Below are 22,182 nucleotides of genomic sequence, written 5' to 3' on the forward strand. Positions count from 1 at the left end.
TCAGGCCAGGGGACGATTGCGAAAATGCGCGACAATGCTCGCATGACGATCGCGTCCCGCTGCCACCAGCACCCCGTGCGTCACTTCCCGGCGATTATAAAGGATGGGATCTCCAGAGAGGTCGCTCATCCTACCATCCGCTTCCTGCACGATCAAATCGGCCGCCGCAAGATCCCAATCATGGCTGTTGCCGCCCGCAAAAGCCGCATCCAGGGAGCCATTGGCGACCCGGCACAGCCGCAGCGCCAGCGAGCCGATTCGCGGGTGCAGCCTGATGTCGCCGCCTTCCGTATTGAGTCTTTCGACCATCGGCTTGGGGCCGGCCATGCGGGCGAAGTCGAGCACGGCCCCTGAGGTCGCCCGGACCTGATCGCCGTTCAGCGTGGTGCCCCGGCCGCGGACGGCGAAAAAGAATTCGTCCGTGGTCGGCGCGTAGACCGCGGCCAGCACCGGCGCTGAATCCTCGACCAGCGCGACGCTGACGCACCATTCGTCATGGCCATTGAGGTAGTTGCGGGTGCCGTCGATGGGATCGACCACCCAGGTCAGCCGCCGCGACAATCGCGCCTGATCATCGGCGCTCTCCTCCGACAGCCAGCCATAGTCGGGCGTGGCACCGCGCAGGCGCGCTTCGAGCAGATCGTTGACGGCAATGTCGGCTTCCGAAACCGGCGAGGATGCGCCCTTGATCCACGTCTTCAGCTCGGTGCGGAACATCGACTGCGCGAGGCTTCCCGCCTCCCGCACCGTGTCTTGCAGCAACGCTGCGTCGCGCGTCAGTGTCGTCGTGTCGGAAAAGTCAGCGTCCGCCAAGCGTCAGTCCTTCGATGCGCACCGTCGGCGCATTGATGCCGTAGCGGAATTCGAGATTGTTGGCCGGCTGCATCGACTTGAAGATCTCGAACAGATGGCCCGCGATCGTCACCTCGCTGACGGGATAGGTGAGCTCGCCGTTCTCGATCCAGAAGCCGGATGCGCCGCGGCTGTAGTCGCCGGTGACGCCGTTGACGCCCGAGCCGATCAGATCGGTGACGTAGAAGCCTTGCTTGATGTCGGCGATCAGCTCGGCCGGCGTCGGCGTGCCGGCTTCGAGGTGCAGATTGTACGGCCCGGGCGACGGCGAGGACGAGACGCCGCGATGGGCGTGGCCCGTCGTGATGAGGCCGAGCTCGCGCGCGGTGGCGCAGTCGAGCAGCCAGGTTGTCAGCACACCCTCGTCGACCAGCGCGGTCCGTTTCACCGCGACGCCCTCGGCGTCGAAGGTCTGCGAGCGCAGGCCGCGCTTGCGCAGGGGATCGTCGATGATGCGGATGTTCTTGGAAAACAGCTGCTGACCGAGCTTGTCCTTCAGGAAGCTGGTCTTGCGTGCGATCGAGGCGCCGTTGATGGCGCCGACGACATGGCCGACCAGCGAGCCGGCAACGCGCGGGTCGAACACGACGGGCACCTTGCAGGTCTCGACCTTGCGCGGATTGTAGCGCGCCACGGTCCGCTCGCCGGCGGAGCGGCCGACGGCTTCGGGCGACAACAGATCGGCCGCGTGCGGCGCCGAGGTGAAATCGTAGTCGCGCTCCATGCCGGTGCCTTCGCCGACGATGGCGGTCGCGGAGATGCCTTGGCTGGAACGCAAATAAGAGCCGTGGAAACCGGTCGAGGTCACCAACACCATGCCGCCCATGCCTGACGAGGCCGAAGCGCCGCCGGATTTCGACACGCCCTTCACGGCAAGCGCGGCAGCCTCCGCCTCGAGCGCGCGGCGCTCGAGCTCCGACGTCGCGGGCACGTTGGGATCGAGCAGATCGAGCTCGGGGAAGTCGCGCGCCAGCAGCGCAGGATCGGCGAGGCCGACATATTTATCTGACGGCGCGACACGCGCCATCGCCACCGCGCGCTCCGCAAGCTTGGTGACGGCATCGCCGCTCGCGTCATTGGTCGAGACCACGGCCTGGCGCTGGCCGACCAGCACGCGCAGGCCGACATCGTCGCCCTCCGACCGCTCGGATTCCTCGACGCGGCCGTCGCGCACCTCGACGCCCTGCGAGATGCCGCGCACCGCGACTGCATCGGCCGCATCGGCGCCGGCGCGCTTCGCCGCCTCGACCAGGCGTTGCGCCAGATCCGACAGCGCGGATTGGTCGAACAGGTCGCTGGTGGCTTTGGACTGAAGCGTCGAGCTTGCGGATGGTGAAGAGTTCACGAACGAAATCCTGTTGGGGCGCGGGAGGTTTCGGGGCGATCTTAGGCCCTGAACACCAGATGTGCCCAAATGGTGCGGACTTCAAGCACTTTCAGCCGGCAGAAGGCTCAGATTCGCAAGACCTGCGCAACGTCTCGTCAATCATGCGCGCCAAGGTCTTGTCAATCATGGCGGGCGGTGAGGTTGGATTAACCAGCCTTTTTAAGCGGTTTCGGAGCGGCCTGCGCTAACGTCCTCGCATCGACCGGGAACATAATCCTGGCGGGGAGAACGAAAGCCGTGAGGCGTCAAACAGCAACATGCGGGGTCAACCCCGCCGGGTCGAGCCGCTCTCTGCGGCTCGACCCTCTTTCCCTTCCGGTCCGCTTCGATGCGCATGATCCGCGCGCCGATGGCTACACCAGGCAGATCGAGCTTCATCGCGAGCGTGTCGTGTTGCGCCGTGCCGTGCGCGGCATGCAGATGGCGATCAACGTCCGCGTCAGCGACTTCACCGGGGTTGCACTGCGCGGCAATGACGAGGCGCAGACCCTCGTCCTCGTGCACCGCGATCCCTCGCTCTCCGTTCCGCTGCTGGTCAGCGCCGACGGCAACGAGCTCAACGAAGCCTGGGCGGTCTGGAGCGAAATCTTCGCGCTGCCTCAGCTCGACGAAGGCGCCCGCAAGCCGGCGCCGCGCCGCCGCCGCGCCAACGCGATCCGCACCCGCCGTCCGAAATTCCTGATGCGCCGCCGTACCGCCATGCCGCGCGAGCTGCCGGTTCATCGCGAGGAACGCGAGATCATCGCGCGGCACTAAAGGTGCCGGTGGGTTAGCCCGCGGCTGCGCAAAGCGCAGTCCGCTAGCGTAACCCACCTCTTCTGTTTCCGTGGGTAGAAACAATGGCGGATTACGCTTCGCTAATCCGCCCTACGCATTTGCGTCAGGCCGCCCGCATCACCGCATCGGTCAGCAGGCCCGCAAACAGCAGCGCCCCCGCATGCTTGTTCGAGTAGAACAGGCGCTTGCACAGTTCCGGGTCGTCAATCCTCAGCCGCATGATCTGCCAGCCCAGATGCACGGCGAAGGCCGCGAGCCCGATCCACGCCGGCCAACTTGCATCGCCCGACGCCATCGCGATGCCAATCAACATGACCGCGAGGCCGTAGAACAGGATCAGCGCCTGGTGCGTATGCGCGCCGAACAGGCGTGCGGTGGACTTGATGCCGATCAGCGCATCGTCCTCGGCGTCCTGATGCGCATAGATGGTGTCGTAGCCGATCACCCAGCAAATCGCGCCGGCATAGAGCACGAGCGCGGTGATATCGATGCGTCCGAAGGTGACGGCGAATCCCATCAGGGCACCCCAGGAGAAGGCGAGCCCGAGCACGATCTGCGGCCACCAGGTGATGCGCTTCATGAAAGGATAGATCGCAACGATCAGCAGCGAGGCGATGCCGGTCGCAATCGCGAAGCGGTTGAACTGGAGCAGCACCACGAGACCGATCAGCGCCTGCGCCACCATGAAGGCCAGCGCCTGCTTCGTGGTCACCTGGCCGGACGGCAGCGGCCGCGAACGGGTGCGCTCGACCTTGTCGTCGAGGTCGCGGTCGGTGATGTCGTTCCAGGTGCACCCTGCCCCGCGCATCACGAAGGCGCCGATGAAGAACAGCACGATGACGAGCGGCAGGCGGTGGACGTCATGCGCCATTCCGCTCGCGAGCGCCGCCGACCACAAGCACGGCATCAGCAGAAGCCAGGAGCCGATCGGACGATCGAAGCGGGACAAGCGCAGATAGGGCCGCGCCCATTGCGGCGCGAGCGTATCGACCCAGTTGCCGGTGGAATCGGCAACGCGGGCGGATGTGTCGCTCATCGGGTCAGAACGTTGCCGTTGAGCGTGTCGAAGGTACTGCCGCCCTTCTTGCTGGCATTGGCTTCCGGCGCCGAGCCCGAACCCACCACCTCGCTCAGCGACGGACCGGCCGGACCGCGCGGCGCGTTCGCCATCTGCTGCGCGACGTTGCAGACCTTGGTCTGCATGGCCTCGGTGTTCTTGTGACCGTCCTTCATCTGTCCCGCGACGTTCGGCGGGATACCGCATTTGGCGGCATGGGTCTCGATGTACTTGATCATCTTGATCTCGGCCTGGGCGAAGCTCTTGATCAACTTGCACGCCTCGTCAGGCGGGGCGTGGCGATCGCTCGCGGCCTTGATCAGCTTGCCGCGCTTCTCGGCGTCCTCGCGCAGCGGCATGAACGCCTTCATGCAATCCTCGCCGGGACCAGCCTGGGTCGGCGGAGCCGCACTGAAGGCGCCTGCGCCACCAATAGGGGCCGCGCCGTTGACCGGGAACGAGGCCTGTGGCGGGGCGCCGACGGAGGCCACCGGCGCCCGGCCATTCACGGGCGGAAATGCGGGATCGGCCGCAGATTGATTGGGCAGAGGCGCCGGGAACCCCTGGGCGTGTGCGCCCGCGGCGCCCATGACGACCATGGCGGCAGTGATCGGAACCATCAAACGACGGATCATCAAGAATGTCTCTCCGGCAGGAGCTACGGGTTTGAGGCGTCTTCCCAATTGAAGCGCAACCAGCGTGCTGGCGTTTTTACGATTCCCGCCAGCGCTTAACAACCCGTTGAATAGGGCAAGAGCGCGGCGTGCCGACGCACCATTCCGGCGATATTTACCCCCCAATCTACCGCTTTCGGTTAAGAACGGCGGCAAATCGGACCTGAACCATGCCCTGCCACGATTTTCGCGCCCCCCGCCTGTTCGTCGATGCCCCCCTGGCCCAGGATGCCAGGGTTCCGCTCGACCGCGATCAGAGCAATTATCTCGGCAATGTGCTGCGGCTTGCGGCCGGAGCGGAGGTTTTGGCCTTCAACGGCCGCGATGGCGAATGGCAGGCCGCGATCGAGGGCCGCAAGCGGCCCGATAGTCTCGTCATCCTCCAGCCGGTCCGCCCCCAGGACCGGCTGCCCGACCTCACCTATGTCTTCGCCCCGCTCAAGCACGCCCGGCTCGACTACATGGTCCAGAAGGCCATCGAAATGGGAGCGGCCACGCTTCAACCGGTCCTGACCCGGTTCACCCAGGCCTCCCGGGTCAACACCGAGCGGATGCGCGCCAACGTGGTCGAGGCCGCGGAACAGTGCGGCATCTTGAGCATCGCTACGGTCGCCGAACCGGTGCCACTAGAGCGGTATCTCGGTCAGCGCCCTGCGGACCGCCTTCTTATCTTTTGCGACGAGGCGGCGGAGGTGCAAAGCCCGATCCAAAGCCTGCAAGGCGCAAGCGAGGCCCGCCAGGGTATCGACGTGCTGATCGGCCCGGAGGGCGGCTTTGCCGAGGAAGAGCGTGCCCTGCTGTTAAGGCAGCCGAAAATCCTGCGGCTGGCCCTGGGCCCGCGGATCATGCGGGCCGACACGGCCGCAGTGGCGGCGCTGGCACTGGTCCAGGCGGTGCTCGGCGATTGGGGCGGCCGGAGCGGCTGAAGCATGAGTCTTGGTTGAAGAGATGCTGGCCCCCCGGGGATCACCTCTCCCGAAGGGAGAGGTGATCGAGCCTCGCCCGGACCGAACTCATCATCACGAGGCAGGATGACCGGCTAGCCATTCTCACGCAGCGATCGATGCAGAGTCTCGGACGGCAACTCTCCGAACGCCGCCCTGTAGCTCGCTGCAAACTCGCTCAAATGCCAGAAGCCATGCGCAATGGCGCAAGCCTTCACGCTGCGCCGTGCCGGGCCGGTGCGTAGTTGCCGGCGCACCGACCAGAGGCGCAAGACCCTGGAATAGCGATGCGGGCTCATGCCGCAGATGGCCTGCGTCGCACTCTGGAGAGTCCGGACCGACACGCCCACCCGCTCCGCCATTTCGGTGGTCTTGTGCCAGATCGTCAGGTCGTGCCGGATCAAGCTTTCCATCTCGGCGACGATCCGCAAGTAAGTCGACGTCGTCGCGTGCGCAGATCGGAGGTCCACGCTGGTTGCGATGGCGGCGTCCATCACCCTGAGCAGCGATTGTTCGACAACCGCTCGCGACGTCGGCTCGTTCAGGACGTCCGGATCATTGGCCGCAATTTCAAGCGTGGTGGAAATCTGACCGCGCAGGGTGGCCAGCATCTCCGCTGCCGGATTCAGCAAATGATAGCCGTCCAGACGAGACCAGGGCTCGCACGCGGGCGGCGTGAAATAGATGACACCGATCAGGCGACCGACCGGCTCATGGACCAGGCAGTCGGAAGCACCCTTCAGAACGACGATGGAGCTGCCGATCGATTGCCCATTGATCCGCGTCGAGGTCACGTGGTCCATCGGCACCACCACAGCCGCAGCATGCGCCAGATGGTACCCCCTGATAATCCGCGGGAAGGTCTTCACCAGCGACAGGCTCAGATTCGGCAGGGTGAGCCGCGCACGCATGATCGCGGTCGAGCCTGAGGACAACGGCATGCTCGACGCACCGGCATATTTCTCACTGTCGCCGAAATGATCGATGTCGTATGATCGAAGCTCGAGCGCCGAGGACGGCTTGAGACCCTGGAACGACAAAAAACGTTCCGCCGCACTCTCATTCCCTCCATCGCGGGCAATGTTGAGAAGGCTTTGATCCATATCCCGTCGCTTACTTCGCTTCCCTCGCCGCGACCGCGAGTTTGGCGGCGCTCAGATCTTCCGGTCCGTTGATGCCAGCGCGCTTGAGATCGCGAAGCAGTTTTGTGAGCAGCAGCATGTTGGTCTTCTGCAGTTCATGGTTGTTGCCGAACTTGAATGCGTTCTGTTCGGTCACGATCAGCCCGGCCTTGGTCTCGGCCAGAATCTTCCGCCGCTTCAGTCCCGCCACGCGGCGACGAACCGTCTCCAGCGGCAGGCTGAGGAAACGCGACAGCGCCGCGCGCGACACGCCCTGCTTGATCGCGTCGGGTTCGACCGTGTGGATGCTCGAAAACTTTTCATCCAGCGACGGATCGCTCATCACATTGATGACGTTCGCATTGAGAATCGCATGAACGATCAGGAGGTCCATCGGGTCGAATTCTTCGTAGTTCCGGAACATCTCGCTGATCGAAAACAGCATGTAGGCCAGGGTGTGCCGCGAGACCGTCCGGATGACATCAGAAGCATTGCGCATGAATCGAAACCAGCATTGATGTTGTAAACGAAGGCAACGGAGAGCGTACCATCAGACATACCCAAATTGAGTATGTGACGACTTGCCAAGTATTCTCAATCTCTCATTGTGACTCACTGTGACGTTGTGGATGGACGCGCGAGTCGGACGATGACCCGATCGACATCGCGGCGGTGAGACGACGATCGGCTCGATGGCTGCCGTGACTTCGATGCGCGACAGCATCCAACGTTCTCGATGATGCCTGCTCCTTTCAGCCGGCAGCCCGACAGGAATGAATGGCCATGGACGATGTTTTGGAGCGCCAGGCACTAGGTCTGATCAAAGCGTTTCTCGGCATCGCAGACGCGCGCAAGAGGCGGAGAATTCTCAATCTGGCCGAGCAACTCGCCGATAGCGCGACATCCGACATCACAGGACCCGGCGTGCGCGAAGCATCGACTGTGGGAGAGCGTGGCGACTCCCCGGGCCGGACTGAGTGAGGCAAGACGCCTGCGGCAAATTTGACGACGCCGCGAAAGCCAATATAGGTATATAGTTACCCTGCACGCGGACCGCCTCCGGTTTTGTGAGCCGTGCCGGGAATCCAGCCAAAGCCGCCGGGACAGCTCCAAAGTCGTTAAGCGATTGATCCTTTGGAGGTCGAAACCGTTTTCCGACCATGCTAAGGGCTGCGCCAATTCCTCTGTCTTCCCCTCGGCCTTGCTCTTGGCCTCCCCTTGCCTGCCCGGTTCTCCCGGGATGATGGACCCCGAGATGACCGCGACTGCCACCTCAAATGCTGCCGGCTCCGCCGCCTGGGCGGACACGCTGCTGTTGTCGTTCGCGCAGGCCGGCTACCTCAGGGCCGAGCCCGCCATTCTGCAGCCGGCCGAGCCCTTCCTGGATCTGTCGGGCGAGGACATTCGCAAAAGCCTCTATCTGACGACGGACCTGTCCGGCGACGAGCTCTGCCTGCGCCCCGACCTGACGATTCCCGTGGCGCGCGACTACCTTGCTTCCAGCCGCGCCGGCCAGCCGGCCGGGTTCAGCTATCTCGGTCCCGTGTTCCGTTACCGCAGCGGACAGGCCAGCGAATTCCTTCAGGCCGGAATCGAATCGTTCGGCCGCCAGGATCGCGCCGCCGCCGATGCCGAGACGCTGGCGCTGGCGCTCGAGGCCACCGCCGCTTTCGGCGTGCGCGACGTCGAAATCCGCACCGGCGACGTCGCGCTGTTCAACGCGCTGCTCGATGCGCTCAATCTTTATCCGGTCTGGCGCCGCCGCCTGGTCAAGGACTTCAACCGCAAGATCAGCCTCGAGCAGGATCTGGAGCGGCTGGCGGCCGAGACCACCGCGACCCGCAGCGAATATGAGGGCGTGCTGGCGGCACTCGCCGGCTCCGACCGCAAGGCGGCCCTGGCCTTCGTCACCGACCTGATGTCGATTGCCGGCACCACCAATGTCGGCGGCCGCACCACGGCCGAGATCGCCGATCGCTTCCTCGAGCAATCGACGTTGAAGAGCGGCGCACTGCCGCGCGAGGCGATCGCGGTGCTGAAGCGCTTTCTGTCGATATCAGGCAATCCGGACGAGGCCGTCGCCGCGTTGCGCGCGCTCACCGCCGACGCAAGGCTCGATCTCAATGGCGCGATCGACCAGCTCGAGAGCCGGGTGGGCTTCATGGCCGCGCGCGGCATCGACGTGAAGAGCACGCGCTTCTCGACTGCGTTCGGGCGCGGGCTCGACTACTACACGGGGTTTGAATTCGAACTGCATCACAGGGGTAACGGCACCGAGCCGCTGGTGGCCGGTGGTCGCTATGATGGACTGATGACCCAGCTCGGATCGGCCGCCCCTATACCGGCCGTCGGCTTCTCGGTCTGGGTTGATGCGCTGACCAGCATCGGCCGCAAGGTGGGAGCTTAAGCCATGAGCGCGCCGTTCGTGCTGGCCGTTCCCTCCAAGGGCCGCCTTCAGGAAAATACCGAAGCCTTCTTCGCCCGCGCCGGGCTCAAGCTCTCGAAGGCCGGCGGCGCCCGCGACTATCGCGGCACGATCGCGGGCCTCGACAATGTCGAGGTCGCCTATCTCTCGGCGAGCGAGATCGCGGCGCAATTGTCGCGCGGCTTCGCGCATTTCGGCGTCACCGGAGAAGACCTGGTGCGCGAGAACATCGCGGACGCGGAGAAGCGCGTGTCGCTGATCGACGGGCTGGGCTTCGGCTATGCCGACGTCGTGGTCGCAGTGCCGCAGGCCTGGATCGACGTACGCACCATGGCCGATCTCGACGACGTCACCACGGGCTTCCGCGAGCAGCACCACATGCGGATGCGGGTCGCGACCAAGTTCGTCAACCTCACCCGCACCTTCTTCTCGCAGCGCGGCATCAGCGATTATCGCATCGTCGAAAGCGCGGGCGCGACCGAGGGCGCGCCCGCGGCCGGCACCGCCGAGCTGATCGTCGACATCACCACGACGGGCGCGACGCTCGCCGCCAACGGCCTGCGGGTGCTCGACGATGGTGTGATCCTGCGCAGCCAGGCCAACCTGGTCGCGTCGAAAGATGCCGACTGGTCGCCACAAGCCCGCGAGACCGCGCGCATCATCCTCGACCACATCGCGGCACGGGCGCGCGCCAACAAATACCGCGAGGTCCGGACCCGCTTCCGGCAATGCGACGCCGCCCTGCTCGGCGAGGCCCACAGCCGCTTCGGCGTCGAGGCTCCGTTCGGCGGGCCGACCTCGTCGGGCATGCTCACGCTGCACTGCCCACCTGGGCAGCTCTATGCGCTCGCGAGCTTCCTGCGCGAACATGGGGCCGAGACCGTCTCGGTGGTCTCGCTCGACTACGTGTTCGACCGGGAGAACCCGCTGTTCGCGAAGCTCGAAACGTTCCTGCGGCCGTGAGTCCAAAGTTCGTTGAGCAGCTTTGTTCAGCGTAGCGACAGCAAGCGGCAGCTACCATATGCTGTTCTGATGACCTCGACGCTCTGGAACCTCGATCGATGACGCTGGGCTCTGATGTTTCCGGCCTGACCACCACCGCGGCGAGTGCCGCCGCGAAAGGGCTGTCGATCGTCGTCCCCGTCTACAACGAGGCGGCGGGCCTCGCCGCCCTGCACCAGCGCATCTGCGATCTCGCCAAGACGGTGCGGCGGCGCTATCGGCTCGCCTGCGAGGTCGTCTATGTCGACGACGGCAGCAAGGATGCGACGCTGTCGATCGCCCGCGCGCTGCCGGCCGACGCGATCGACGTCCAGGTGGTGTCGCTGTCGCGCAATTTCGGCAAGGAGGCGGCGCTGATGGCCGGCCTCGACCATGCCCGGCTCGGCGCCGTCATGTTCATGGACGGCGACGGCCAGCATCCACCCGATCTGATCGAGCAGTTGGTGCGGCACTGGATCGATGACGGCTACGATGTCGTCTATACCGCCAAGGCGCATCGCGACAACGAAAGCTTCCTGCGCCGGCTGTCCGTGCACGGCTTCTACGCGCTGATCAATTGGGGCGCCCGCCAGAAGATTCCGGAGGATGCCGGCGACTTCCGCCTGCTGTCGCCGCGCGCGGTCGCTGCGCTTCGGCAGTTGCCGGAGCGCAACCGCTTCTTCAAGGGGCTGGCGAGCTGGATCGGCTTTCGCCAGATCCGCGTCGATTACGAGCCTGCAGCGCGCGTCCATGGCGTCACGACCTTCAACGCGGCGAGCCTGCTCGGCCTGTCGATCGAAGGCCTGACCTCGTTCTCGGTGGCGCCGCTGCGCTTCGCCAGCCTGCTCGGCGTGCTGCTTGCCGGCGTCGCCTTCCTGTTCGGCCTGTCGATCCTCTGGGAGGTCTTCACGACCGGCAAGCAGGTGCCGGGCTATCCTTCGCTCGTGGTCGGCCTGATGACGATCGGCGGCGTGCAGCTCATCATGATCGGCATCGTCGGCGAATATATCGGCAAGATCCTCTCCGAGCTGAAGGCGCGTCCGATCTACTTCGTCGCCGAGCACAGCGAAAGGCACTTTGAGGTCGACAAGGCCCAGGATGCTTCGAGTCAGGATGCTTCAAGCCAGGATGCTTCAAGCCAGGACGCATCCAACAGGACCGCGGCCGAATGAGCGCGGCCGCGAGCCTGCGGCAGATCCGGCTCTGCGCCGACGATTACGGCATCAGCCCGGGCGTCAACCGTGCCATTCGCGACCTGATCGAGCGCGGCCGCCTCAATGCCACCTCGGTGATGATGGTGGGCCCGGCGATCGAACAAAGCGAGGTCGCGGCGCTTTCCGCCGCCGCGAAAGCGAGCCCGAGCTGCGCGATCGGACTGCATGTGACGCTGTCGGCGCCGTTCCGCCCCCTCACCATGCATTTCCGTCCGCTCGACGGCGACATGTTCATGGCCTTTCCAAGACTGCTGCGCGCAGGACTCCTGCGGCGGCTCGACAGCGAGTTCTTCCGCAACGAAGTGAGAGCGCAGCTCTTGGCGTTCGCGGAGGCCTTCGGCCGGGCGCCCGACTTCGTCGACGGCCATCAGCACGTGCAGCTGTTTCCGCAAGTGCGCGACGGCTTTGTCGATGCCGTCGGCGAGATCGCGCCGAAGGCCTGGGTGCGGCAGGGCGGACGCGACCTGCCGCTGGCGCAACGGCTGGCCTCGCCGAAAGCCCTGGTGCTCGATGTCCTCAGCGCGCAATTCCGCGGCCGTGCGGAGCGCGCCGGCCTTGCGTTCAATCCCGCCTTTGCCGGCGCCTATGATTTCACCCGCGCGGCCGATTTCGGCGAGCTGATGCGGCAGTTCCTCGAAGGCCTGCCCGAAGGCGGCCTCGTGATGTGCCATCCCGGTTTTGTCGACGAGGTGCTGATCGGGCTCGACCCGATGACGGAGGTCAGGGAACGCGAGCATGCCTATCTCGCCAGCGACGCCTTCGCGCAGCTCCTCGCGACGAGCAACGTGACATTGGGATGAAACCGGCGAACGCCAAGCCCAAAGGTAAGCTTCGGGGCAGACTGTCGCATACCGAAATTTAATCCTGCCGCCACTGTTGGGGCCACAATGGAACCCTACATCCCGCTTGCGCTTGTTTCGCGCGAGGGAGACTGACCATGACGCCGCAGGAACGCCAGCTCGTCGACGAGCTTTTCGACCGGCTTTCGAAACTGGAGAATGCACCGCGCGATCCCGACGCGATCGCCGCGATTTCGGACGGCTTGCGCAAGGCCCCCGGCGCCGTCTACGCGCTGGTGCAGACCACGTTGTTGCAGGACGAAGCGCTCAAGCGCGCCCATAACCGCATCCAGGAGCTGGAAGCGGCCCAGGCGCCCGCGCAGCCGCAGTCCGGCGGTTTTCTCGACACCATGCGCGACACGCTGTTTGGCGCGAGCCCATCGCGCGGCTCGGTTCCGAACGTGCCGCCGCGTGACTCGCGGCCGGTCTGGAACAGCGGTCAGGCGATGCAGCAGGCCCAGCCGGGTTATGGCCAACCGCCTTACGGTCAGGCTTACGGACAAGGCCAAGGGTACGGACAGGGATATGGACAGGGCTACGGCGCGCCGCCGGTCGGCAGTGGCGGCAGCTCGTTCCTCGGGACGGCGGCGGCGGCCGCGGCCGGCGTGGTCGGCGGCTCGCTGCTGCTCTCCAGCATTCGCGGCATGATGGGCGGCGGATCGCATCAGGCATTTGGCGACACCACCATCATCGAGGAGCGCGGTGGCGGCTCACCGTGGGGTGGCGACCAGTCCGGCGGCTCGCTCGCGCGCGATGCCGGCCTCAACGACATCGGATCGAACCGCGACTCCCGACAGGGCTTCTTCGATCAGGCCTCGAACGATCGCGACAACGACGATCAGAACGACGATAACAACGACAATATGGACACGGCCGACGACAGCGATTTCGGCGGCGGAGACGACGGCGGCAGCGATTACGCGTAAGGCTGTTCGACGCAGCAAACAAAAACGGCCGCCATTGGGCGGCCGTTTTCATGTCGAGCATCAGAACATCACATCACCACGACCTTGGTGCCGACATTGACGCGGCCATAGAGGTCGATGACGTCCTCGTTGCGCATGCGGATGCAGCCGGAGGAGACGTTGGTGCCGATGGTCCAGGGCTCGTTGGAGCCGTGGATGCGATAGAGCGTGGAGCCGAGATACATCGCGCGTGCGCCGAGCGGGTTTTCCGGACCACCTTCCATGTGCCTGGGCAGATCGGGACGGCGGGCGATCATTTCCGCCGGCGGCGTCCAATCCGGCCATTCGCGCTTGGCGGTGATCGACTTCACGCCGCTCCAGGTGAAGCCTTCGCGCCCGACGCCGATGCCGTAGCGCAGCGCGCGGCCGTTTCCCTCGACGAGGTAGAGGAACTTGTTGTTGGAATCGACCACGATGGTGCCGGCGCTTTCCTTGCCGCTATAGTCAACAAGCTGTTTCTCGAATTTCGGATCGAACGGACGCTGCCGCGGATCGACCGCTTCCTGCTGGTAGCTCGCGCCTTGCTGATAGCCGCCCTGCATCTGCGGCTCGCCCATCGGCGGCATGCGACGCGGATCGGCGTAAGCCGGCTGCTGCTGATAGACCGGCTGCTCCGGCGCATAGGCCGGACCACGGCCGGGCCCGTCGCCGAACAGGAACTCGATGAAGCCGCCGCCCATATTGGCATTGGAGGCGACGCGCACCGGCGCGGGGGCAATTTGCGGCTGGTAGAGCACCGCGGGCGGATCGTTCGGCACGGTATTGTCGAAGGCGCTCGCGCTGGTAGCGCCGACAATGAAGGCGCATGCGCTGCCGAGCAGCGCGACAGACATTTTCTTGAACATCGACGTACTCTGTACTGTTTCGTCTAGTTGCATTCGCCGCCGAACGCGCTGGCTGATCTTTCGCGTCCTCGACGTGGTCAATAAAGAGCAAACTCCGTTGCGTTTGGTAAACAGATCAGGCGTTTCGATTCACCACGTCGCGCATGATGCGCCAATTTGTCGATCAGCGTTTATTTTCGATGAAGGACACAGGCGCATGGTTAATCGTGTGTTTGCGTGGCGTCGCGCGCGGCCGCACAACAGTTCCGGACGTGAACCTCGTGTTAAATCGCTTCTGTCTACAAAGACGCGTGAGTGAGGTGGGGGGAGTATCCTGATGGCTGTTCACCGCAAGCGTTTTCGTGTCGAAGATATCACCGGTGGCGAGATGCCGATTCTGGACGTGACTGAAGAGGCAGGCCCGATGCATAGCGAAATCATGGCGGAGCTGCGCGCGATCCGCGCCCAGATGGCACGAAGCAGCCAGGCCGCGCTGCCGCCGAGCGACGCCGTCGTGGCACAGGAAGTTGCCGATACGCGCGCGCTGCTGGAAACCTATCGGGCCCAGATCGAGCAGTGCGAGAAGCTGAAGGTCGAGCTCGACCTCATCCACGACGCCATCGACCGCACCAAGCGCGAGATCGCAACCCTGCACGGCAAGAGCTTCGACGGCGGCGAGATGGCCAAGGTCAATGGTGAGCTCGGCGCGGTGGTCGGCGGAACCGAACAGGCGACCCAGCAAATTCTCGAAGCCGCAGAATCGATCGACCAGGCGGCCAGCGCGATGTCCAAGGTGCAATCGGCCGACCAGCAGAAGCGCCTCGCCGACGACATCCAGGAACGCGTCATCTCGATCTTCGAGGCCTGCAACTTCCAGGACCTGACCGGCCAGCGCATCAGCAAGGTCATGTCCACGATGAAGTTCATCGAGCAGCATATCAATGCGATGATGGAGATCTGGGGCGGCGTCGACGCGATCAAGGCTCACGTGCCCGCGCATGTCGACACCCGCAGCGAGGACGACAAGCTCCTCAACGGCCCGAAGCTCGCCGGCGACGTCGGCCACGCCTCGCAGGACGACATCGACGCGCTGTTCGACTAAGCGGACGCGACAAGCAGAAAAACAAAACGCCGGCCCTCGGGCCGGCGTTTTTTGTTTTTGGCGCCCCCACTGTCATCGTCCGAAGGCGGACGATCCTGTATTCCAGAGACGGTTGTAATAGAGCCGAGAAGCCGCGGCGTACCGGATGTCCCGGTCAAGCCGGGGCATGACGGAGGTTAGAGACTAGGCCTTCGGTCCGCAGCGGACGTAGACCATGTTGCCGTAGCGGGTGGCGGCGTCCTTGTCGACGAAGCGGGTGATCATCACGCGGCCGTCGAAGGAGACGATCTCGCGGTCCTGCTCGCCGGGCGTCGGGCCGGACGGGCCGATATAGTTCTTGCCGGTCGGCGAGCCCTTCAGCCGCAGCTCCTGCGGCGTCGCCTGGTCGGCCAGATGCATGATCACTCCGCCGGAGGAACCGGCGCCGATCACGTAGGGGTTCTTGCACTGGGCCCTTGCGGCTGCCTCGGTGCGGGCACGGTCGGCCGGGTTCTGGAACGAGGCGAGGCCCCAGCGGCCGACGATCTCGTCGGCGCGGATCGAGGCCGGCATTTCCGGCGCGACGCCGGGCTCGGCCTCGGGCGCCGGCTGGGACGAGGAGAAGGACGGCAGGCTGAGGCCGCCGCCGCCGCAGGCACCCAGCAGCAGCGCCAGGCAACAGGCCCCCGCCAGGTTGGCAAGCGTGCGTGCGTGAGCTGAACTGATCATGGCATTCCCCCGAACAAAACCATGGCCGCATCCGTCCCGCAGCCAAGCGCAAAACCGTAGCCAGGGCAATGACGTCCTAAGATACGCCTGTCACCCGAACGAGTTTCCAATGCCACCATCCTATATCCGCCTCACCAATCGCTTAACCACCTTTGCTTGACAGGATCGCAGCCAAGCCATATCCCCTGCGCACTATTAGCACTCGGAAAGACCGATTGCTAAGCGCGCCGCTCGCCCCTCGGCAAGAGGGGCAACGGCAGCGCCGCCCCCACCCACTTCCGCTGCTTATCGAGAAGCGAGCCTCCAAAGGGAAACGTCATGGCTAAGTCCAAATTTCGTCCGCTGCATGACCGTGTCGTGGTCAAACGTATCGACGCCGAGGAAAAGACCAAGGGCGGCATCATCATTCCCGACACCGCCAAGGAAAAGCCGTCCCAGGGCGAGGTCGTCGCCGTCGGCCCCGGCGGCCGCGACGAGGCTGGCAAGCTGATCCCGATCGACCTCAAGGTCGGCGACCGCGTGCTGTTCGGCAAGTGGTCTGGCACCGAGGTCAAGATCGACAATGAAGAGCTCCTGATCATGAAGGAGTCGGACATCATGGGCGTGATGGCCTAAGGCCGTCAGCCTGAACGGCCGCTGAATGTCATGCCCGGATCGTCAGGTCCGGGCATCCATCATTCCGCCAGAGATCACCAGACACAACACGACATAACAGGGATTGCAGACAATGGCTGCCAAGGACGTCAAGTTTTCCGGAGACGCGCGCGATCGCATGCTGCGCGGCGTCGACATTCTCGCCAACGCGGTCAAGGTGACGCTCGGCCCGAAGGGCCGCAACGTCGTCATCGAGAAGTCGTTCGGCGCGCCCCGCATCACCAAGGACGGCGTCACCGTCGCCAAGGAGATCGAGCTCGAGGACAAGTTCGAGAACATGGGCGCCCAGATGGTGCGTGAGGTCGCCTCCAAGACCAACGACCTCGCCGGCGACGGCACCACCACCGCGACCGTGCTGGCCCAGGCCATCGTGCGCGAAGGCGCCAAGGCGGTCGCCGCCGGCATGAACCCGATGGACCTCAAGCGCGGCATCGACACTGCGGTCCATGCCGTCGTCAAGGACATCGAGAAGCGCGCCAAGCCCGTTGCCGCCTCCTCCGAGGTCGCCCAGGTCGGCACCATATCGGCCAACGGCGATTCGGCCATCGGCAAGATGATCGCGCAGGCGATGCAGAAGGTCGGCAACGAGGGCGTCATCACCGTCGAGGAGAACAAGTCGCTCGACACCGAAGTCGACATCGTCGAGGGCATGAAGTTCGACCGCGGCTATCTCAGCCCGTACTTCGTCACCAACCCCGAGAAGATGACCGCCGAGCTCGAGGACGCCTACATCCTCCTGCACGAGAAGAAGCTCTCCGGCCTGCAGGCCATGCTGCCGGTGCTGGAAGCAGTGGTGCAGTCGGGCAAGCCGCTCGTCATCATCGCCGAGGACGTCGAGGGCGAGGCGCTGGCGACCCTGGTCGTCAACCGCCTGCGTGGCGGCCTCAAGGTCGCCGCCGTCAAGGCGCCGGGCTTCGGTGATCGCCGCAAGGCGATGCTGGAAGACCTCGCGATCCTCACCGGCGGCCAGCTGATCTCCGAAGATCTCGGCATGAAGCTCGAGAACGTCACGGTGAAGATGCTGGGCCGCGCCGGCAAGGTGGTGATCGACAAGGAGAACACCACGATCGTCAAGGGCGCCGGCAAGAAGCCCGACATCGAGGCCCGCGTCGGCCAGATCAAGGCCCAGATCGAGGAGACCACCTCGGACTACGACCGTGAGAAGCTCCAGGAGCGCCTGGCCAAGCTCGCCGGCGGCGTCGCGGTGATCCGCGTCGGCGGCGCGACCGAGATCGAGGTCAAGGAGAAGAAGGACCGCGTCGAGGACGCGCTCAACGCCACCCGCGCCGCGGTGCAGGAAGGCATCGTCCCCGGCGGCGGCGTGACGCTGCTGCGCGCCAAGAAGGCGGTCGGCCGTCTCACCAACGCCAATGCCGACGTGCAGGCCGGCATCAACATCGTGCTGAAGGCGCTGGAAGCTCCGATCCGCCAGATCTCGGAGAATGCCGGCGTCGAGGGCTCGATCGTGGTCGGCAAGATCCTGGAGAACAAGTCCGAGACCTTCGGCTTCGACGCCCAGACCGAGGACTATGTCGACATGATCGAGAAGGGCATCATCGATCCTGCCAAGGTGGTGCGCACCGCGCTGCAGGACGCCTCCTCCGTGGCCGGCCTCTTGGTGACCACCGAAGCCATGGTCGCCGAGACGCCGAAGAAGGAAGCCCCGCCCGCCATGCCGGCCGGCGGCGGCATGGGCGGTTTCTGAGCCCATCCCCCCCCTGACACGATTGCGAAGGCCGCCTCCGGGCGGCCTTCTTTTTTGTCGAGACTGGCCTGCGCTTCAACCGGCGGACAAAACCCACTACGGTGGCGCCGATTCGATCGTTTGAGGATTTCGTCGATGCGCGCGCTTCTGGTTTGCCCGACAATTGTTTTGGCGGCTCTGCTCGCCGGCTCGCCGTATTCCGCTTCAGCCCAGATGAAGCTGTCGCCGAAGGCCGCGGCGCCCGGCGGCACCGAGACGCGCTATTTCACCTCGATCGACGGGCTGATGGACGGCAACGCCGACGTGATCCTGAAGGAGACGCGGCAGGGCAAGACGGTCACCGCGGCCACACTCGACGTCTGCTATCCCGTGGCGAAGAATTCCGATCGCAAGGACCGCTTCGTCGTCAATCTCCAGGTTTCCGGCCAGACCTTGACCGGCACGACCACGAGCCTCGGCGCGAAGGCGCCTGTCACGGTCAAGCTCACGCGCAAGCCCACCGGCGACACCTTCGAGTTCCGCGGCCAGATCGGCATCGGCCAGGCCGTGACCGAGGTCACCTCGCCCGATAATGCCGATCTCAGCGAGAAGGAATTTCTCGACAACCAGACCACCGACGACGGCATCACGCCGCAGCCGAAGGATTTCACCGAAGTCTCGCCGGAGGCGATCGCGGTCAAGGTCAAGCTCGATGCCGCGACCGACTTCCTCAAGAGCCTCAAGGGCCAGGATGTCGAGGTGACGCTGGCAAGCCTGACCGTCGGCTGCGACGCGCTGCGCGCCGGCGAGCAGACCATCAACATGTCGGTCGATCCGGAGCGAGCGGCCGCGCTGCTGGCAAAGTTCAAGGCGATGCCTGGTGTCACCGCCGCCGGCTGGACCGCCGGACTGGTGGAAATGGACCGCACCATCCGCATTGCCGCCGCCGACTGGCGCGACGGCGACAAGATCAACCGCGACAAGCTCGCAGGCGCAATCGCCGGCGTGCTCAGCAAGACGCTCGCGGCAAAGCCTGTTACGCAGAGCTTCAGCCCCTCAACCGGCAAGCTCAAGCTGGTGTTCAAGCGGCCGAACCAGGATTTTCCCGCGCTCGAGCTCACCGACACGATCGAAGTTGCGGGCCTCGTCTCCACCGATAAGCCGGGGACATCGGACAAGCTGATCCTCTGGATCGGCAGCCCCTCGACCACGACCGCCGACGAGAGCACCGGCGCCAAGCTCAATGTGTCGGACGAGGCCCCGGCCGACGAGGAAGGCGACCAGCCCGACGACGACGGTTCGGTCGATGCGCTCACCAAGGAGCTGAAGGGCCAGCGTTGGGACGCCGACAAGTCGGTGTGGAAGTAGAAGCACACACAACTCGCTGTCATCGCCCGCGAAGCGGGCGATCCAGTACTCCGAGACGGCTGTGGTTGAACCGATGGGCTGCGGCGTACTGGATGCCCCGCCTGCCGCCTTCGCTAAAGCTTCGGCGCCCCTGGACCGCCACCTCGGCGAAGCCTTGGCGTAGCCGGGTCGCGGGGCATGACGGAGGGGGTTAATTCCCGTTTTCGCGGAAGCGCAGCGTCTTCGGGCCGATCAGCGTGAGCACCTCACCCTGGCGCTTCCAGGTCTCGACGGCGGCGAGCGCTGCGACGAGATCGTCGTCGGCCTGGGCTTTTGCCGGAGGGCAGGAGCGATCCTGAATTGCGCCGGGGACGAAGATCACCGTATTGGCGGCCACCGAGAACTGGCCCTTGCCGCCTTTGCACCAGAGCTCGAGCACGACCTCGCCATTGTCACCGATCTCGATGTTCGGAATCCGCTTCGAGCCGGGTTGCGGTACGGCTTCCAGCGTCATTTCGGTGCCGAAGGGAAAGCCCTCTTCGGCCCGCGCGACGACGGACATCGCAAGCAACGCAGCCGCGGCACATCCCATCTGCTTCAACGACACCATAACACCTCTCGACCGAACAGATTTTCGGGGTCTTCTATAAGACGGCAAAGCCTTTGAGAAGGTTCGTCGGCCCAGGACACAAAGATCCCCGCGGGACGATCCCGCGGGGATTTTGTATCGAAGCCGAACCGTCGCTGCTACTTCAGGACGAGCTCCGTGAACGGATAGACATAGGCCTGCAACGTCACGAACACACCGACGAGGCAGGCCAGCACGATCGAGTGCCAGAACACGAAGCGCAGGATGGTGCCTTCGTGGCCGTACCAGTTGGTCGCCGTGGAGGCGACGACGATCGATTGCGCGTCGATCATCTTGCCCATCACGCCGCCGGACGAGTTCGCCGCCGCCATCAGGATCGGCGACAGGCCGAGCTGCTGCGAGGTGATCTTCTGGAGGTTGCCGAACAGGATGTTCGACGACGTATCCGATCCCGTCAGCGCCACGCCGAGCCAGCCGAGCAGCGTGCCGAAGAAGGGATAGAGCACGCCGGTCGCAGCAAAGGCGAGACCGAGCGTCGCATCGACGCCGGAGAGGCGCGTCAGCGTGCCGATCGCGAGCATCGCCGAGATCGTGATCAGCGAGATCGCGCAGAGCCGGATGGTACGTCCGTATTCCACCAGCAGCCTGACAGGACCGACCCCCATCAGGAAGCCGGAGATGATCGCCGCGATCAACATGCCGGTACCCGTGAAGGACAGGTAGGTGAAGCCGAACACCGCCGCTTCCTTGGTCGGCGCAGGGGCAACCGGCGGCATCTTGTTGATCATCTGGTGCAGCTCGGGAACGGCATAATTCCAGGTGAAGATCCCGTTCGCCCAGGTCTTGAAGGCACCATTGCCCCAGATCAGCATCACGACGCAGACGATGATCCACGGCAACAAGGCGCTGAACAGTTCGCTCTGTGTCAGCGGCGTCTTGTCGAGTGGCTTCGTCGTCGCCATGGTCGCCGCCGATTCATCATGTCCGCGCAGTGCCGGCGACAGCCAGAGCTGCCTCGGCTGCCAGACCTTCAGGAACAGGATCAGCGCGCCCATCGAGATCAGCGAGGCGCCGATGTCGACGATCCAGGGATTGACGAAGTTCGAGATCACGAATTGGGGGACCGCGAACGACACGCCGGTGACGAGGATCGCCGGCCAGACGTCCTTCATGCCTCTCCAGCCCGCGAACGCCCACACCACCCAGAACGGCACGATCAGCGAAAACAGCGGCAGCTGCCGCCCAACCATCGCGCCGAGAATGTAGGGATCAAGCCCGGTGACCGAGGCAAGGCCCTGGATCGGCGTGCCCAGCGCGCCGAAGGCGACGGGCGCGGTGTTGGCGATCAGCGAGAGGCCGGAGGCCGCAAGCGGCGAGAAGCCGAGACCGATCAGCACCGCACCGGTGATCGCCACCGGCGTGCCGAAGCCAGAGGCGCCTTCGAAGAATGCGCCGAACGAAAATGCGATCAGCAGCAATTGCAGCCGCCGGTCCTCGGTGACGCCGCCGACCGCGCGCTTGAGCAACTCGAAGCGACCGGTGGTCACCGTCACCTGGTAGAGGAAGATGACGTTGAGAACGATCCAGCCGATCGGGAAGAAGCCGGTCACGATGCCGAGGATCGAGGCGCGGATCGACATGTTCACCGGCATCGTGAACACGAAGATCGTGATCAAATTGGTCACGATCACGGCGATGATGGCCGCAATGTGAGCCTGAACGCGCCCGCTCGCGATCAGGACCAGCAGCGTGACGACGGGTACAGCCGCCGCGATCGTCGACAGCACGGGGCTGTGCAACGGATCATAGATTTGATTCCACATGGTCTTCCTCCCCCACGCCTGTTTGCGGCAGGTGGCCCGCGTGGACGGCCAGGCCTGCTTGACGTTGCAAGCGATAACCCCCGAGATGGACGCGAATTCCTCGCGAAAGCAGCGGTTCCCACCTGCTCACAAGCTCGCGAAAATCGGGAGGTCCCCACCCCACGCCGTTATGCCCATGCTAGGGTTGCAAGCTGTGGCTCGCCAACGCAAATTGC

22 protein-coding genes are annotated in these 22,182 nt (G+C 64.7%); 12 read left to right on the plus strand and 10 right to left on the minus strand.

Features of this window, described 5'->3' with window-relative positions:
* Both XH91_RS30195 and XH91_RS30200 read right to left on the minus strand, forming a co-directional pair.
* Complete coding sequence (locus XH91_RS30195; RefSeq protein ID WP_128953977.1) at positions 1–813, minus strand: 3'(2'),5'-bisphosphate nucleotidase CysQ; 813 nt, start codon at positions 811–813, stop codon at positions 1–3.
* Positions 800–2,197 carry a TldD/PmbA family protein gene (locus XH91_RS30200; RefSeq protein ID WP_128953978.1) on the minus strand — a complete coding sequence of 466 codons (1,398 nt, stop codon included), beginning with the start codon at positions 2,195–2,197 and terminating at the stop codon, positions 800–802. The genes XH91_RS30195 and XH91_RS30200 overlap by 14 nt, the downstream gene beginning before the upstream one ends.
* A 279-nt stretch (positions 2,198–2,476) precedes the next feature.
* Here XH91_RS30200 and XH91_RS30205 point away from each other — a divergent pair, with 279 nt between their 5' ends.
* Complete coding sequence (locus XH91_RS30205; RefSeq protein WP_128953979.1) at positions 2,477–2,995, plus strand: DUF6101 family protein; 519 nt, start codon at positions 2,477–2,479, stop codon at positions 2,993–2,995.
* A 124-nt stretch (positions 2,996–3,119) separates the two neighbouring features.
* Here XH91_RS30205 and ubiA read toward each other — a convergent pair whose 3' ends face one another.
* Both ubiA and XH91_RS30215 read right to left on the minus strand, forming a co-directional pair.
* Positions 3,120–4,052, minus strand: coding sequence for a 4-hydroxybenzoate octaprenyltransferase (ubiA, locus tag XH91_RS30210; protein WP_128953980.1), 933 nt, complete (start codon positions 4,050–4,052; stop codon positions 3,120–3,122).
* Positions 4,049–4,708 (minus strand): hypothetical protein, encoded by a 660-nt coding sequence (locus XH91_RS30215; RefSeq protein ID WP_128953981.1) that lies wholly within the window; start codon positions 4,706–4,708, stop codon positions 4,049–4,051. Before XH91_RS30215 ends, ubiA begins: the two co-directional genes overlap by 4 nt.
* Before the next feature lie 209 nt (positions 4,709–4,917).
* Between XH91_RS30215 and XH91_RS30220 the strand changes: the two genes are divergently transcribed.
* Positions 4,918–5,673, plus strand: coding sequence for a 16S rRNA (uracil(1498)-N(3))-methyltransferase (locus tag XH91_RS30220; protein ID WP_128953982.1), 756 nt, complete (start codon positions 4,918–4,920; stop codon positions 5,671–5,673).
* A 113-nt stretch (positions 5,674–5,786) separates the two neighbouring features.
* On the opposite strand, the gene XH91_RS30225 is transcribed toward XH91_RS30220, so the two are convergent.
* The gene (locus tag XH91_RS30225; protein WP_245470769.1) at positions 5,787–6,602 is read right to left on the minus strand and encodes a helix-turn-helix domain-containing protein; all 816 of its coding nucleotides are present in this window, start codon (positions 6,600–6,602) and stop codon (positions 5,787–5,789) included.
* A 202-nt stretch (positions 6,603–6,804) separates the two neighbouring features.
* Entirely contained in the window at positions 6,805–7,311 is a 507-nt protein-coding gene (locus XH91_RS30230; RefSeq protein WP_128953984.1) for a hypothetical protein, read from the minus strand.
* A gap of 284 nt (positions 7,312–7,595) precedes the next feature.
* Here XH91_RS30230 and XH91_RS30235 point away from each other — a divergent pair, with 284 nt between their 5' ends.
* The 6 genes from XH91_RS30235 to XH91_RS30260 all read left to right on the plus strand — a co-directional run bounded on the left by XH91_RS30235 (position 7,596) and on the right by XH91_RS30260 (position 13,197).
* A complete protein-coding gene (locus XH91_RS30235) occupies positions 7,596–7,793 on the plus strand; it encodes a hypothetical protein (protein WP_245470770.1) in 198 nt (65 codons plus the stop codon).
* A gap of 274 nt (positions 7,794–8,067) precedes the next feature.
* Positions 8,068–9,219 (plus strand): ATP phosphoribosyltransferase regulatory subunit, encoded by a 1,152-nt coding sequence (locus tag XH91_RS30240; protein WP_128953986.1) that lies wholly within the window; start codon positions 8,068–8,070, stop codon positions 9,217–9,219.
* Positions 9,220–9,222: 3 nt separating this feature from the next.
* Entirely contained in the window at positions 9,223–10,200 is a 978-nt protein-coding gene (gene hisG, locus XH91_RS30245) for an ATP phosphoribosyltransferase (protein ID WP_128953987.1), read from the plus strand.
* A 98-nt stretch (positions 10,201–10,298) separates the two neighbouring features.
* Positions 10,299–11,390 carry a glycosyltransferase family 2 protein gene (locus XH91_RS30250; protein WP_128953988.1) on the plus strand — a complete coding sequence of 364 codons (1,092 nt, stop codon included), beginning with the start codon at positions 10,299–10,301 and terminating at the stop codon, positions 11,388–11,390.
* Positions 11,387–12,232: a ChbG/HpnK family deacetylase gene (locus XH91_RS30255; RefSeq protein ID WP_128953989.1), complete on the plus strand. Its 846-nt coding sequence runs from the start codon at positions 11,387–11,389 to the stop codon at positions 12,230–12,232. Before XH91_RS30250 ends, XH91_RS30255 begins: the two co-directional genes overlap by 4 nt.
* A 137-nt stretch (positions 12,233–12,369) precedes the next feature.
* Positions 12,370–13,197: a DUF2076 domain-containing protein gene (locus XH91_RS30260; RefSeq protein WP_128953990.1), complete on the plus strand. Its 828-nt coding sequence runs from the start codon at positions 12,370–12,372 to the stop codon at positions 13,195–13,197.
* Between the two features lie 68 nt (positions 13,198–13,265).
* Here XH91_RS30260 and XH91_RS30265 read toward each other — a convergent pair whose 3' ends face one another.
* Positions 13,266–14,081 carry a L,D-transpeptidase gene (locus XH91_RS30265; protein WP_128953991.1) on the minus strand — a complete coding sequence of 272 codons (816 nt, stop codon included), beginning with the start codon at positions 14,079–14,081 and terminating at the stop codon, positions 13,266–13,268.
* A 316-nt stretch (positions 14,082–14,397) separates the two neighbouring features.
* Here XH91_RS30265 and XH91_RS30270 point away from each other — a divergent pair, with 316 nt between their 5' ends.
* Positions 14,398–15,162, plus strand: coding sequence for a protein phosphatase CheZ (locus XH91_RS30270; RefSeq protein WP_128953992.1), 765 nt, complete (start codon positions 14,398–14,400; stop codon positions 15,160–15,162).
* 183 nt (positions 15,163–15,345) lie between these two features.
* Here the strand turns inward: XH91_RS30270 and XH91_RS30275 are convergent, their stop codons facing one another.
* Complete coding sequence (locus tag XH91_RS30275; RefSeq protein ID WP_164933664.1) at positions 15,346–15,870, minus strand: hypothetical protein; 525 nt, start codon at positions 15,868–15,870, stop codon at positions 15,346–15,348.
* 318 nt (positions 15,871–16,188) lie between these two features.
* Here XH91_RS30275 and XH91_RS30280 point away from each other — a divergent pair, with 318 nt between their 5' ends.
* The 3 genes from XH91_RS30280 (at position 16,189) to XH91_RS30290 (ending at position 19,576) form a co-directional block, all read left to right on the plus strand.
* Entirely contained in the window at positions 16,189–16,485 is a 297-nt protein-coding gene (locus XH91_RS30280; protein ID WP_014491914.1) for a co-chaperone GroES, read from the plus strand.
* Between the two features lie 112 nt (positions 16,486–16,597).
* On the plus strand, positions 16,598–18,229 hold the full coding sequence (groL, locus tag XH91_RS30285; protein ID WP_128953994.1) for a chaperonin GroEL: 1,632 nt from the start codon (positions 16,598–16,600) through the stop codon (positions 18,227–18,229).
* A 135-nt stretch (positions 18,230–18,364) separates the two neighbouring features.
* Complete coding sequence (locus XH91_RS30290) at positions 18,365–19,576, plus strand: hypothetical protein (RefSeq protein ID WP_128953995.1); 1,212 nt, start codon at positions 18,365–18,367, stop codon at positions 19,574–19,576.
* 190 nt (positions 19,577–19,766) lie between these two features.
* Here XH91_RS30290 and XH91_RS30295 read toward each other — a convergent pair whose 3' ends face one another.
* A complete protein-coding gene (locus tag XH91_RS30295) occupies positions 19,767–20,165 on the minus strand; it encodes an META domain-containing protein (RefSeq protein ID WP_128953996.1) in 399 nt (132 codons plus the stop codon).
* A gap of 137 nt (positions 20,166–20,302) precedes the next feature.
* Entirely contained in the window at positions 20,303–21,967 is a 1,665-nt protein-coding gene (locus tag XH91_RS30300) for an L-lactate permease (protein ID WP_128953997.1), read from the minus strand.
* Positions 21,968–22,182: the final 215 nt, after the last annotated feature.

The sequence above is a fragment of the Bradyrhizobium guangzhouense genome (assembly GCF_004114955.1).
In the GTDB taxonomy this organism is placed as follows: domain Bacteria; phylum Pseudomonadota; class Alphaproteobacteria; order Rhizobiales; family Xanthobacteraceae; genus Bradyrhizobium; species Bradyrhizobium guangzhouense.

Coding starts and splice junctions, on each gene's coding strand:
- XH91_RS30250 (WP_128953988.1), top strand. CDS start 10,299: ATGACGCTGGGCTCTGATGTTTCCGGCCTGACCACCACCGCGGCGAGT.
- hisG (WP_128953987.1), top strand. CDS start 9,223: ATGAGCGCGCCGTTCGTGCTGGCCGTTCCCTCCAAGGGCCGCCTTCAG.
- XH91_RS30300 (WP_128953997.1), bottom strand. CDS start 21,967: ATGTGGAATCAAATCTATGATCCGTTGCACAGCCCCGTGCTGTCGACG.
- XH91_RS30220 (WP_128953982.1), top strand. CDS start 4,918: ATGCCCTGCCACGATTTTCGCGCCCCCCGCCTGTTCGTCGATGCCCCC.
- XH91_RS30265 (WP_128953991.1), bottom strand. CDS start 14,081: ATGTTCAAGAAAATGTCTGTCGCGCTGCTCGGCAGCGCATGCGCCTTC.
- ubiA (WP_128953980.1), bottom strand. CDS start 4,052: ATGAGCGACACATCCGCCCGCGTTGCCGATTCCACCGGCAACTGGGTC.
- XH91_RS30260 (WP_128953990.1), top strand. CDS start 12,370: ATGACGCCGCAGGAACGCCAGCTCGTCGACGAGCTTTTCGACCGGCTT.
- XH91_RS30240 (WP_128953986.1), top strand. CDS start 8,068: ATGACCGCGACTGCCACCTCAAATGCTGCCGGCTCCGCCGCCTGGGCG.
- XH91_RS30280 (WP_014491914.1), top strand. CDS start 16,189: ATGGCTAAGTCCAAATTTCGTCCGCTGCATGACCGTGTCGTGGTCAAA.
- groL (WP_128953994.1), top strand. CDS start 16,598: ATGGCTGCCAAGGACGTCAAGTTTTCCGGAGACGCGCGCGATCGCATG.
- XH91_RS30275 (WP_164933664.1), bottom strand. CDS start 15,870: ATGATCAGTTCAGCTCACGCACGCACGCTTGCCAACCTGGCGGGGGCC.
- XH91_RS30215 (WP_128953981.1), bottom strand. CDS start 4,708: ATGATCCGTCGTTTGATGGTTCCGATCACTGCCGCCATGGTCGTCATG.
- XH91_RS30290 (WP_128953995.1), top strand. CDS start 18,365: ATGCGCGCGCTTCTGGTTTGCCCGACAATTGTTTTGGCGGCTCTGCTC.
- XH91_RS30270 (WP_128953992.1), top strand. CDS start 14,398: ATGGCTGTTCACCGCAAGCGTTTTCGTGTCGAAGATATCACCGGTGGC.
- XH91_RS30225 (WP_245470769.1), bottom strand. CDS start 6,602: ATGCGTGCGCGGCTCACCCTGCCGAATCTGAGCCTGTCGCTGGTGAAG.
- XH91_RS30255 (WP_128953989.1), top strand. CDS start 11,387: ATGAGCGCGGCCGCGAGCCTGCGGCAGATCCGGCTCTGCGCCGACGAT.
- XH91_RS30235 (WP_245470770.1), top strand. CDS start 7,596: ATGGACGATGTTTTGGAGCGCCAGGCACTAGGTCTGATCAAAGCGTTT.
- XH91_RS30230 (WP_128953984.1), bottom strand. CDS start 7,311: ATGCGCAATGCTTCTGATGTCATCCGGACGGTCTCGCGGCACACCCTG.
- XH91_RS30295 (WP_128953996.1), bottom strand. CDS start 20,165: ATGGTGTCGTTGAAGCAGATGGGATGTGCCGCGGCTGCGTTGCTTGCG.